Annotated in this window: 11 protein-coding genes; 3 read left to right on the forward strand and 8 right to left on the reverse strand. The window is 73.5% G+C overall.

The window, feature by feature from the left end; all coding sequences use genetic code 11:
• Positions 1-44: 44 nt before the first annotated feature.
• Both OG562_RS14035 and OG562_RS14040 read right to left on the reverse strand, forming a co-directional pair.
• Positions 45-3,266, reverse strand: coding sequence for a S41 family peptidase (locus OG562_RS14035; protein WP_266397245.1), 3,222 nt, complete (start codon positions 3,264-3,266; stop codon positions 45-47).
• Between the two features lie 82 nt (positions 3,267-3,348).
• Positions 3,349-3,906: a hypothetical protein gene (locus tag OG562_RS14040; protein ID WP_266397247.1), complete on the reverse strand. Its 558-nt coding sequence runs from the start codon at positions 3,904-3,906 to the stop codon at positions 3,349-3,351.
• Between the two features lie 80 nt (positions 3,907-3,986).
• Between OG562_RS14040 and OG562_RS14045 the strand changes: the two genes are divergently transcribed.
• Entirely contained in the window at positions 3,987-4,388 is a 402-nt protein-coding gene (locus OG562_RS14045; protein ID WP_266397249.1) for a hypothetical protein, read from the forward strand.
• On the opposite strand, the gene OG562_RS14050 is transcribed toward OG562_RS14045, so the two are convergent.
• The 5 genes from OG562_RS14050 to hrcA all read right to left on the reverse strand — a co-directional run bounded on the left by OG562_RS14050 (position 4,330) and on the right by hrcA (position 9,009).
• A complete protein-coding gene (locus OG562_RS14050) occupies positions 4,330-4,722 on the reverse strand; it encodes a VOC family protein (protein WP_266397250.1) in 393 nt (130 codons plus the stop codon). The genes OG562_RS14045 and OG562_RS14050 overlap by 59 nt on opposite strands.
• 22 nt (positions 4,723-4,744) lie before the next feature.
• Positions 4,745-5,497, reverse strand: coding sequence for a 16S rRNA (uracil(1498)-N(3))-methyltransferase (locus tag OG562_RS14055; RefSeq protein WP_266397252.1), 753 nt, complete (start codon positions 5,495-5,497; stop codon positions 4,745-4,747).
• A complete protein-coding gene (locus tag OG562_RS14060; RefSeq protein ID WP_266397254.1) occupies positions 5,497-6,603 on the reverse strand; it encodes a nitronate monooxygenase in 1,107 nt (368 codons plus the stop codon). Before OG562_RS14060 ends, OG562_RS14055 begins: the two co-directional genes overlap by 1 nt.
• A 252-nt stretch (positions 6,604-6,855) precedes the next feature.
• Entirely contained in the window at positions 6,856-7,992 is a 1,137-nt protein-coding gene (gene dnaJ / locus OG562_RS14065) for a molecular chaperone DnaJ (protein WP_266397255.1), read from the reverse strand.
• The gene (gene hrcA / locus OG562_RS14070) at positions 7,993-9,009 is read right to left on the reverse strand and encodes a heat-inducible transcriptional repressor HrcA (RefSeq protein ID WP_266397257.1); all 1,017 of its coding nucleotides are present in this window, start codon (positions 9,007-9,009) and stop codon (positions 7,993-7,995) included.
• A gap of 159 nt (positions 9,010-9,168) precedes the next feature.
• Here hrcA and OG562_RS14075 point away from each other — a divergent pair, with 159 nt between their 5' ends.
• Both OG562_RS14075 and OG562_RS14080 read left to right on the forward strand, forming a co-directional pair.
• Entirely contained in the window at positions 9,169-9,903 is a 735-nt protein-coding gene (locus tag OG562_RS14075) for an MBL fold metallo-hydrolase (RefSeq protein WP_266397258.1), read from the forward strand.
• A gap of 31 nt (positions 9,904-9,934) precedes the next feature.
• Positions 9,935-10,741 carry a DUF3097 domain-containing protein gene (locus tag OG562_RS14080; RefSeq protein ID WP_266397260.1) on the forward strand — a complete coding sequence of 269 codons (807 nt, stop codon included), beginning with the start codon at positions 9,935-9,937 and terminating at the stop codon, positions 10,739-10,741.
• A gap of 61 nt (positions 10,742-10,802) precedes the next feature.
• On the opposite strand, the gene hemW is transcribed toward OG562_RS14080, so the two are convergent.
• On the reverse strand, positions 10,803-12,035 hold the full coding sequence (gene hemW / locus OG562_RS14085; RefSeq protein WP_266397262.1) for a radical SAM family heme chaperone HemW: 1,233 nt from the start codon (positions 12,033-12,035) through the stop codon (positions 10,803-10,805).
• Positions 12,036-12,045: the final 10 nt, after the last annotated feature.

A 12,045-nucleotide genomic window follows, 5' to 3' on the forward strand; every position in this document is an offset into this window, starting at 1 on the left:
CGGGGGCATGGTAGCCGGGGCGGGCGTCTTCACCCCGTCCGGCGTCATCCGGTCGGCAACGCGGGCGGCGTCCTGGCCGGCGTGGCCTCCAGCGAGGCCAGCGCCAGCGAGATCGCCTCGTCGAGCTGGACATCCCGCCCGGCCGCATGGTCCTGCGGCCGGGCGATCACCTCCACGTCCGGATCGACGCCGTGGTTCTCCACCCCCCAGCCGTAACCCTCCAGCCAGGTCGCGTACTTGGGCTGGGTGACCAGCGTGCCGTCGACGAGCCGGTACCGGCTGTCGATGCCCACCGTCCCGCCCCACGTCCGCGTGCCGACCACCGGCCCGATCCCCAGCGCCTTGATCGCCGCGTTGACGATGTCCCCGTCGGACCCGGAGAACTCGTTGGCGACGGCGACGACGGGACCGCGGGGCGCGTCCTCCGGATAGCTGGACGGCCGCATGCCGCGCGGCACGTCCCAGCCGACGACCCGCCGCGCCAGCTTCTCCACGACCAGCTGGGAGGTGTGCCCGCCCCGGTTCTCCCGGACGTCGACGATCAGCCCCTCGCGGGCCACCTCGACCCGCAGGTCACGGTGGATCTGCGCCCAGCCGGGCGCCTGCATGTCGGGCACGTGCAGATAGCCGAGCCGGCCCCCGGAGGCCTGGTGGACGTAGGCCCGCCGGTCCGCGACCCACGCGTGGTAGCGCAGCGCCTCCTCGTCGGCGATCGGCACGACGACCGCGTGCCGCGGCTCGCCCCCGCCGGACGGCGAGATCGTCAGCTCGACCGCCTTGCCCGCCGTACCCACGAGCAGCGGTCCGGGACCGGTCACCGGGTCCACCGGGTGGCCGCCGACGGCGACGATCGCGTCGCCGGCGCGCACCGCGACGCCGGGGGCGGCGAGCGGGGAGCGGGCGTCGGGGTCGGAGGTCTCCGAGGGCAGGACGCGGTCGATGCGCCAACTGCCGTCCTCGTGCCGGGAGACGTCCGCGCCGAGCCGGCCCTGGCGGGGCCCGCGGCCATAGCCGCCGCGCGGTATGACGTAGGCGTGCGAGGTGCCGAGTTCGCCGTGCACCTCCCACAGCAGGTCGACCAGGTCGTCGTGGGTGGCGGCCCGGTCAACCAGCGGCCGGTAGCGGTCGAGGACGCCGTCCCAGTCGACCCCGCCCAGGTCGGGCCGCCAGAAGTTGTCCCGCATGATGCGGCCGGTCTCGTCGAACATCTGCCGCCACTCGGCGGCCGGGTCGACGCTCTGCCGGATCCGGCCGAGGTCGACGGTGATGTTGGAGTCGCTGTCCTCGTCGCCGGAGGCGCGCCGGTCGCTGGGCACGACCTTGAGCTTGCCGTCGGTCCACAGCAGCAGCCGCTTGCCGTCGCCGCTGACCTCGAAGCCGTCGGCGTCGGCGGCGAGGTGCTCGATGCGCTGCTGGGCGAGGTCGTAGCGCTCCAGCTCGGTGTTCGGATCGGGGTCGTCGGGGGTGGCTCGGGAGGCGCCGAGGACCCCGCGCACCGGGTGGCGCAGCCACAGCACGCCGTCCTTGGCGGCGGCCAGCCCGGAGTAGCGGCCGGCCTCGACCGGGAACGGCACGATCCGGTCGGCGAGCCCTTCGAGGTCGATCCGGGTGGCCGGGGTGCCCTCGCTGTCGGGCGTCTCGTCCTTGTCGGGGGCCTCGAAGGGACGGCCGTGGCGCTGCGGTCCGAAGGGCGACGGGGTGGTCGCGGCCAGCGTGATGAGGTGCGGGCGGGCCCCGGCGACGAAGGAGAGGTCGAAGACGTGCTCGTCGTAGACCGGGTCGAAGGCGCGGGTGGACAGGAACGCGAGGTGCTTGCCGTCGAGGGTGAACGCGGGCGCGTAGTCGCGGAAGCGCAGCGGGGTCGCCTCGGTGACCGACAGGTCGGTGACGTTGGCGAGCTTGAGCTGGCTGAGCGGGCGCGGGCCGGGGTGCGACCAGGCGAGCCAGCCGGAGTCGGGCGAGAAGACCAGGTCGGACACCTCGCCGTCGGGGCTGCGGTCGAGCTCGCGGACCTCGCCCGTCTCCCGCTCGAGAAGCAGCAGCCGTCCGTCGTGCGCGGCGACCGCGGCCCGGCTGCCGTCGGGGGCCATGGCCAGTTCCAGGACCCGGCCCAGCTGTCCGGCGGCCAGCCTGCGCGGGGTGGCGCCGGGGGCGGGTCCGGTGGCCGGGGCGAACTCCAGGGCGTCCTCGCCCTCGGCGTCCGTCACCCACACCGCCCACTCCTCGCCCTCCGCGCGGAAGGTGCGCGGCAGCCGGGCCCGGACGCCGGGCGTCGCGGCGAGGGCGCGGGCGGGTCCCGCGCGGTGGGTGACCCAGTGCACGGCGCCCCGCACCTCCACGGCGCTGCCGCGCGCGGTGTGGTCGGGCGCGGCCCCGCCGAGCCAGGCGGCGGCGGTCACCGGGCGGGGCCGGCGGTCGATGCGCTGCCCGCCGAGCCGGACGTCGAGCCGGCGCGGTTCGGCGCCCTCCAGGTCGTCCAGCAGCCACAGTTCGCCTGCGCACATGTACACGACCCGGGTGCCGTCGCCGGCGGCCTGGCGGGCGTAGAAGCCCTCGAGGGGCGTGTGCCGGCGCAGATCGGAGCCGTCGGCGAGGGACGAGTACAGCGCGCCCGTGCCCTCGTGGTCGGAGAGGAACGCGAGGCGCTCCCCCGCCCACACCGGCCACTCGATGTTCCCGTCGAGGTCCTCGTGCAGCCGGACGAAGTCGCCTGCGCCTTCCCCGTCGGGGCCGCCGCGGTCGATCCACAGCTTGCCCGCCGTACCGCCCCGGTAGCGCTTCCAGTGGGCGGCGTCGCGGCCCATCGGCGCGGACAGCAGCACGGTGTGCGGCCCGTACGCGACGGCGCCGACCGGCCCGTACGGCAGGGTGGTCGCCGGTCCGCCGTCGACCGGGACGGCGCGGGCCCAACTGCGGCGCAGGGTCGCCTGGTCGTGGGTGCTGACGGCGAGGACCCGCCCGTCGGGGGTCCAGCCGCGCACCCGGGTCTGCATGCTCCCCCAGTACGTCAGCCGGGTCGCGGGGCCGCCGTCGACCGGCGCGATGTGCACCTCGGGGGCGCCGTCGCGGGTGGAGGTCCAGGCGACGGTCGTGCCGTCGGGGGAGATGCGCGGCACGGAGACCGGCATGTTGTCGGCGCTGACCCGCCAGGCGCGCCCGCCGTCGAGGGGCGCCAGCCACACGTCGTCCTCGGCGACGAAGGCCGCCAACTCGCCGTGCAGGTGCGGGAATCTGAGGTATGCGGCAGAGGTCGCGGGCTGGGTCACCCGATCACTCTATGCAGGCACGGCTTCCCAGGTCAGGGGTTTCGATCACTTGGTTTTCACCGCTGTGGGACGTGCTGCGCCGTCACTTGCCCTCGACGGGCCCGCAGCCCGGCCGCCCGTCCTTGCACCACACCGTCTCGGTGACGGTCACGGTGACCGTGGGCCTGACGCCGCCGGGCTGCGCGGAGCTCGCCGGGGCGACCGGCGAGGGCGTCGCGGACTTGCAGTCGCCCAGCCCGCTCACCCGGAACAGCTGCTTCTCGCCCACGTCCGCCGTGAGATCCCCGCGCACGCAGGCGCCGTCGACCGCGCGCGTGACCTTGCCGGTGACGGTGACGTCCCGTCCGTCGGCGGTCTCCCCGCGGCAGTCGACGGAGGCCACGGTCTGAGCTGTGGTGTCCGCATCTCCGTCGTAGTCGGCCGTGCAGGTCAGCCAGCGCAGGTCCACGTCCCGGCGGCCGATCTCGGCCGTCGCGGCCTGGTCGGTCGTGTACGCCACGGACATGGTGCTCAGTCCGCCCGGATCGCACGCGGCCACCCCGCCCACGGCCAGCACCGCGAGCCCCGCCACGGCGACCGCGCGCGGGACGTGCTTCCCGTGTGGGCGGCCCTGAATCCGTCTCCGTCTCCCTGCCCCCATGGAGGGCAGCGTGCCACTCGGGCAGGGGATGCGGTAGACCTCATGCGGCCACTCCGGCCCCCGGGTTCTACCCTTCCCCCATGCGCGACCGCCGCCGTCCGAGACGGCTCACCGTGGACGAGACCACCGCCTACCTGTGGACGGTCCGCCACGCACACGGGGACGGCGAGCCCTGCCGCGAGATCCTCACCCTGCTCCGGGACGGCGTCCGCACCCGGATCGTCTTCCGCGAAGGCCGGGGCCGCTATGTCGGCAGCGGCTACCCCTCCCACTCCGGCGGCGTCGGCGACGCCCGACACCACCTCAACCTCCACGAGCCCGGCGTCGTCCGCGCCCTCCTCGACGAGGCCCGCCGACGCGGACTGCTGTCGTCCTCACGGGAGTTGGACGGCTGGGAGCTGCTCCCGGCCGCCGCCGCGGCCGTCAGCCGCCGAGCAGCAGCCACTCCTGAAGCTCCACCAGATTGCCCTCCGGATCCCTGAGATGCGCGACGCGCATCCGGTCGGTCATCGGGACCGGGCCGTGGACGAGGACGCCGCCGCGCGAGACGACACCGGCGCAGTAGGCGTCGAGGTCGTCGACCCGCAGAACGACCAGGGAGCGGTGCCCCGTCGCCGCATCGCCCAGCTCACCGAGGACCCGGGCCATCATGGCGCGGTCCTGGAGCGCGATCCCCGCGGAGCCGGTGGCGGGACTGAACTTCTCGTACGGTCCTTCGGTCGCCCCCGACTGGGGCTTGAGGCCGAGGACTTCGGCGTAGAAGTGGTAGCAGGCCGGGAAGTCGGTGACGAGCAGCCGTACCTGGGCGAGTTCCAACGCATCCCCCGTGAGAGTTCGTTCAGGACCAGCGGCCGGTGCGCCCCAGCAGCAGCGCGGTCGCCGCGGTCCCTGCGGTCGACGTGCGCAGCACGCTACGCCCCAGCCGGTACGCCTTCGCGCCGACCCCCTCGAAAAGCGCCAACTCCTCGGGGGAGACACCCCCTTCGGGCCCCACGACCAGCACGATCCGTCCGGAGGAGGGCAGTTCGGCGGTTGCGAGCGGCTCGCTGCCGTACTCCCGGTCCTCGTGCAGCACCGCCGCGAAGTCGGCCTCGGACAGCAGTGCGGCGACCTGTCTGGTCGTCGCCTGGTCCGCGACCTCCGGAAAGCGCACCCGGCGGGACTGCTTGCCGGCCTCACGGGCGGTGGCCCGCCACTTGGCGAGCGCCTTCAGGCCCCGCTCGCCCTTCCACTGCGTGATGCAGCGGGCGGCGGCCCACGGCACGATCGCGTCGACGCCGGTCTCGGTCATCGTCTCGACGGCCAGCTCACCCCGGTCGCCCTTGGGGAGGGCCTGTACGACGGTGATGCGAGGCGACTCGGCGGGCTCCTCCACGACGTCCTTCAGGCTCAGGACCAGCCGGTCCTTGCCCTCGGCGGCGACGACCTCGCCCTCGGCCCAGCGGCCGGCGCCGTCGGTGAGGACGACCGCCTCGCCGGCCCGCAGCCGCTTCACCGACACGGCGTGACGCCCTTCGGGGCCGTCCAGCACGAACGCGGAGCGGGCGCCGGGGCCCGGCAGCTCCTCGACGACGAACACAGGCGCGGTCATCAGGCGTCGCCGCCCTCGCCGCCGGAGCCCCCGAGGCCCCCGGGAACCTCGGCCAACGCTGTCCGGGCCGCCTCGATCTCGTCCGCCAGCACCTCCACCAGCCGCCCGGCCGGAAGCTCACGGGCCAACCGATGGCCCTGCCCCGCCCACAGCGCCATGCCCTGCGCGTCGCCCGCCTTGGCGGCCGCCTTGCGCAGCGGCGAGGTGAGGTGGTGGACCTCCGGGTAGGCGGCGGGCGCGTACGGGCCGTGCTCGCGCAGGAAGCGGTTGACCAGGCCACGGGCCGGGCGGCCGGAGAAGGCGCGGGTCAGCTCGGTGCGCACGAAGAGCGCGTTGGTCAGCGCCTGCTTGTGCACGGCGTGGGCGCCCGACTCGGGGGTGGCCAGGAACGCGGTGCCCAGCTGGGCCGCGCTCGCGCCGGCCGCGAGGGCCGCGGCGATCTGGCTGCCGCGCATCAGACCGCCGGCGGCGACGATCGGCAGGCTCACGCACTCGCGGACCTGGGCGATCAGGGAGAGCAGCCCGATGCCGGAGCCGTCGTTCTCGGGGATGTCCTTGTGGGTGCCCTGATGGCCGCCGGCCTCCACGCCCTGCACGATCACCGCGTCCGCGCCGGCCCGCTGCACGGCGAGAGCCTCGTCGGCGGTGGTCGCGGTGACCAGGGTGAACGTTCCCGCGCGGCGCAGGGAGTCCAGCGCGTCGCCGCTGGGCACGCCGAAGTGGAAGGAGACCACCGGCACCGGGTTGTCCAGCAGGACGGCGAGTTTGGCGTCGTAGCCGTCGTCACGGCCGCTGTCCGGGTCGCCCAGCTCTGTCTCGTACCAGGCGGCCTCGCCGGCCAGCTGATGGGCGTAGACCTCGACCGCACCGGTCTCCGCATGCTCCGGCTGCGGCATGAAGAGGTTCACGCCGAAGGGGCGGCCGGTGAGACTCCGCAGCTGCTTGATCTCCTGGTACATGCCGTCGGCCGTCTTGTACCCGGCGGCGAGGAACCCGAGCCCACCGGCCTCGGACACGGCCGCGGCGAGCTGCGGAACGGAGACACCGCCCGCCATGGGGGCCTGCACGATCGGGTGAGGGAAGAGATCGGTCAGTGCGGAGGACATGACGGCATGTTGTCACGTCCTCCGAACAAGTCCGAATCGGCCCTGCTCATTGGCACATGCCAGCTGTTTCACGGGCACGAGCCTCTGTCTTCACGGGCACAAGCGGGCTTTTCAGGCCCGGGCCGGCATCTCCAGCCCGCCTGGCGGTACCCCCCTCTGGGGGAGTTTGAGGACGAGACCCGTTCAGGGCCGAAAGGGGGGTCTGGGGCACAGCCCCCAGGCACGGTCACCCAGACCCCGGGCACCTCCACCTCACCGCCCGTTGAACGCATCCTTCAGCCGCGAGAAAAGACCTTGCTGACCCGGCTGGAACTGCCCCAGAGGCCGTTCCTCGCCGCGCAGCTTGGCCAGCTCGCGCAGCAGGCGTTCCTGTTCGGGGTCGAGCTTGGTCGGGGTCATGACCTCGACGTGGACGATCAGGTCGCCGCGCCCGCCGCCGCGCAGATGCGTGACGCCCCGGCCGTGCAGGGGGATCGACTGGCCGGACTGGGTGCCGGGCCGGATGTCGACCTCCTCCAGGCCGTCCAGCGTCTCCAGCGGCACCTTCGTGCCGAGGGACGCCGCCGTCATCGGCAGGGTGACCGTGCAGTGCAGGTCGTCCCCGCGCCGCTGGAACATCGCGTGCGGCAGCTCGTGGATCTCGACGTACAGGTCGCCGGCGGGGCCGCCGCCGGGGCCGACCTCGCCCTCGCCCGCGAGCTGGATACGGGTGCCGTTGTCGACGCCGGCCGGGATCTTCACCGTCAGCGTGCGACGGGAGCGGACCCGGCCGTCGCCCGCGCACTCCGGGCACGGGGTCGGCACGACGGTGCCGAAGCCCTGGCACTGCGGGCAGGGCCGGGACGTCATGACCTGGCCCAGGAAGGACCGGGTCACCTGCGACACCTCGCCGCGACCGCGGCACATGTCACACGTCTGGGCGGTCGTGCCCGGCGCCGCGCCCTCACCGCTGCAGGTGGCGCAGACGATCGCCGTGTCGACCTGGATGTCCTTGGTCGTGCCGAAGGCGGCCTCCTCGAGGTCGACCTCCAGCCGGATCATCGCGTCCTGGCCGCGCCGGGTGCGCGAGCGCGGCCCGCGCTGCGACGCCGTACCGAAGAACGCGTCCATGATGTCCGAGAAGTTCCCGAAGCCGCCCGCGCCGAAGCCGCCCGCGCCGGCGCCGCCGGACTGGGAGAGCGGGTCGCCGCCGAGGTCGTAGACCTGCTTCTTCTGCGGGTCCGACAACACCTCGTAGGCGGCGTTGATCTCCTTGAACCGCTCCTGGGTCTTCGGATCGGGGTTGACGTCCGGGTGCAGCTCGCGTGCGAGCCGCCGGAAGGCCTTCTTGATCTCTTCCTGCGACGCGTCGCGGCGCACGCCGAGAACGGCGTAGTAGTCCGTGGCCACTTACGACTCCGCCAGGATCTGTCCGACGTACCGTGCCACTGCGCGTACCGCTCCCATCGTTCCCGGGTAATCCATGCGGGTCGGTCCGACCACGCCGAGCTTGGCGACTGCCTCGCCGCCCGAACCGTAGCCGACCGACACCACGGAAGTGGAGTTGAGTCCCTCGTAGGCGTTCTCGTGACCGATGCGTACGGTCATGCCCGAATCCCCCGCCTCGCCAAGGAGTTTGAGGAGGACGACCTGCTCCTCCAGGGCCTCCAGGACGGGTCGGATCACGAGAGGAAAGTCATGTCCGAAGCGGGTGAGATTGGCGGTGCCGCCGATCATCAGCCGCTCCTCGTTCTCTTCGACGAGCGTCTCCAGGAGGGTGGAGAGCACCGTCGTGACCGTGCCGCGCTCGTCGAGCTCGAAGGCGTCCGGCAGGTCCTCCAGCAGCCGCGGCACGTCCGAGAAGCGGCGGCCCGCGACCCTGCTGTTCAGCCGGGCCCGCAGATCCGCCACCGAGGTCTCGCCGAACGGCGCCGGGCAGTCCACCATCCGCTGCTCGACCCGCCCGGTGTCCGTGATCAGCACGAGCATCAGGCGCGCGGGCGCGAGCGAGAGCAGCTCCACGTGCCGCACGGTCGAGCGGGTCAGCGACGGGTACTGCACGACGGCGACCTGCCGGGTGAGCTGCGCGAGCAGCCGTACCGTACGGGCCACCACGTCGTCGAGGTCGACGGCGCCGTCGAGGAAGTTCTGGATGGCGCGCCGCTCGGGGCCCGTCATCGGCTTGACGCCGGCCAGCTTGTCGACGAAGAGCCGGTAGCCCTTGTCGGTGGGGATCCGCCCGGCGCTGGTGTGCGGCTGCGCGATGTACCCCTCGTCCTCCAGGGCCGCCATGTCGTTGCGGACCGTCGCCGGGGACACGCCGAGGCTGTGCCGTTCGGTGAGCGCCTTGGAGCCGACGGGCTCCTCGGTGCCGACGTAGTCCTGGACGATGGCGCGCAGCACCTGGAGCCTGCGTTCACTCAGCATCCGCGCACACCTCCAGAAGTCGTCCCGCAGTTCCCTGGGCGCCTCGCCTGGCACTCTTCCCGTCCGAGTGCCAGCGTTCCCCGGCCCAGTGTACGGCTGCGGGGTACACCTGGGGCAAGGTCGGCCGAGGGCGGGGCTTCGTAGGGCTAGCGTCGCCGTATGACGGTGACTTGGGAAGGGCTGGGGTGGGAACGGGTCGCGGCCGGGGTGGGACGGGTCCGGCTGCCGGGCTGGGACTGCACGGCGGGACTGGTGGTGGGGGCGGACGCGGTGCTGATGATCGACGCGGGGTCGAGCCTGGCGGAGGGGGAGCTGCTGCGGGGGCAGGCGTGGGAGCTGACCGGCCGACATGTGACTCATCTCGCGCTGACCCATCCCCATTTCGACCATGTGTTCGGCGCGGCGGCGTTCGCGGACACGGAGGTGTTCGGGGCGGCGGGCGTCGCCGCCGTCCTGTCCTTCGGGACCGTCGAGGCACAGGAGCTGCGGGCGGACGCGGTGCGCAACGGGCTGGAGGAGAGCGCGGCCACGGCGGCCACGGCCGCGCTCGTACGCCCCCGCCACCTCGTCTCCGGCGAGCGGACCCTCGACCTGGGCGGCGGCCGCCAGGTCCTGCTGGCGAACGTGGGACCCGGGCACACCGCCCATGACCTGGCCGTCCTGGTGCCGGGCTCGCCCCCGACGGTCTTCTGCGGCGACCTGGTCGAGGAGTCCGGGGAACCCCAGGCCGGCCCCGACGCCGTACCCGCCCACTGGCCGGCCGCCCTGGACCGCCTCCTCGCCCTCGGCGGCGAGGACGCGCGGTACGTGCCCGGTCACGGGGCGGTGGTGGACGCGGCGTTCCTCAGGGCGCAGCGGGACGCCTTGAGCGGCCGTTTCGGCGTGTCGCCCTGATCGGCCCAGAGCTTCTCCTATCGTCATCCGAATGCGCCAGTACCCCGCCGACCTGACCCCTCCGTGGAAGAAGCCCCGGCCCGTCCCCGAGGTCGCGGCGGAGCCCGGCCTGGTGGTGGAGGAGCCCGGGACCGGGTTCTGCGGCGCGGTGATCCGCTGCGAGGCGGGCACGGTGACCCTGGAGGACCGCTTCGGCAAGCACCGCGTGTTCCCGCTGGAGCCGCGCGGCTTCCTCCTGGAGGGGCGGGTCGTGACCCTCGTACGGCCTTCGTCGGGGCCGGCACGTCCCACCCGTACCGCCTCCGGTTCGGTCGCCGTCCCCGGCGCGCGGGCACGGGTCGCCCGCGCCGGGCGCATCTACGTCGAGGGCCGGCACGACGCCGAGCTGGTCGAGAAGGTGTGGGGCGACGACCTGCGCGTCGAGGGCGTGGTCGTGGAGTACCTGGAGGGCGTGGACGACCTCCCTTCGATCGTCGCCGAGTTCGCCCCGGGCCCGGACGCCCGGCTGGGCGTCCTGGTGGACCACCTGATCCCGGGCACCAAGGAATGGCGCATCGCGGAGGCCGTGACCAGCGAGCACGCGCTGGTCGTCGGCCATCCGTACATCGACGTCTGGGAGGCCGTGAAGCCGTCCGCCGTGGGCATCCAGTCCTGGCCCCGCGTTCCGCACGGCCAGGACTGGAAGACGGGCGTGTGCCGGGCGCTGGGCTGGCCGGAGAACACCGGGGCGGTGTGGCAGGCGATCCTGGCGCGCGTGGGGTCGTACAAGGACCTGGAGCCGGAGTTGCTGGGACGGGTCGAGGAACTGATCGACTTCGTCACGGCCCCGGAAGAGTGACTCCGGAAGACCGGCTCCTGCAGACCGGCTCCTCGAAGCCGACGGGGGTGAGTGGGCGCGGTCAGTCCACCAGGTCCCGTACCACCGCGTCCGCCAGCAGCCGCCCGCGCAGGGTGAGGACGGCGCGGCCCTCGTCGTACGGCTGCTGCTGGAGCAGGCCGTCCGCACGGGAGCGTTCCGCGGCGGCCAGTCCGGCCTCCTTCAGGAGGCTCAGCGGGACGCCCTCGCGCAGGCGCAGCTCCAGCAGGATGCGCTCGACCCGGCGGTCCTCCTCGGACAGGAGTTCCCGTCCGGCCCCCGGTGAGCGGCCGCCGGCGAGCGCCGCCGCGTACGCGCCGGGGTGCTTGACGTTCCACCAGCGCACCCCGCCGACATGGCTGTGCGCGCCCGGTCCCGCGCCCCACCAGTCGGCGCCGCGCCAGTACAGCTCGTTGTGCAGACAGCGGCCCGCCTGCGAGGTGGCCCAGTTGGACACCTCGTACCAGTCGTAGCCCGCCGCGGACAGGGTCTCCTCCGCGATCAGATACCGGTCGGCGTGGACGTCGTCGTCGGTCATCGGGACCTCGCCGCGCCTGATGCGGCGGGCCAGCTGGGTGCCCTCCTCGACGATCAGGGCGTAGGCCGAGACATGGTCGGGGCCGGCGCCCAGGGCCGCGTCCAGCGACGCCCGCCAGTCGTCGTCGGACTCGCCGGGCGTGCCGTAGATCAGGTCGAGGTTGACGTGCGCGAACCCCGCCGCACGGGCCTCCGCCACACAGGCCTCCGGACGGCCCGGCGTGTGCGTGCGGTCGAGGATCTTCAGCACGTGCTGTCTGGCGCTCTGCATGCCGAAGGAGATCCGGTTGAAGCCGCCCTGGCGCAGGGCGGCCAGATAGGCGGGACCGACCGACTCCGGGTTCGCCTCCGTGGTGATCTCCGCGTCCGCGGCCAGCCCGAACTCGTCGCGGATCGCGCCCAGCATCCGGACGAGGTCGGCCGCGGCCAGCAGGGTCGGCGTGCCGCCGCCGACGAAGACCGTGCGGACCTCGCGCGGGTCGTCGCCGAGGACCTTGCGGGCCAGCCGGACCTCGTCGATCAGGGTGTCGGCGTAGTTGTCGCGGGAGGCGAGGACGCCGCCGGTGCCGCGCAGCTCGGTGGCGGTGTAGGTGTTGAAGTCGCAGTAGCCGCAGCGGGTCGCGCAGTACGGGACGTGCAGGTAGAAACCGAGGGGGCGGTCGGCGGCGCCGGTGAGCGCGTGCACCGGGAGTGCGCCGTCGTCCGGGACCGGCTCGCCGTCGGGGAGTGCGGAAGGCATGTGGCCCATT

This window comes from Streptomyces sp. NBC_01275, from assembly GCF_026340655.1.
Lineage (GTDB): Bacteria > Actinomycetota > Actinomycetes > Streptomycetales > Streptomycetaceae > Streptomyces.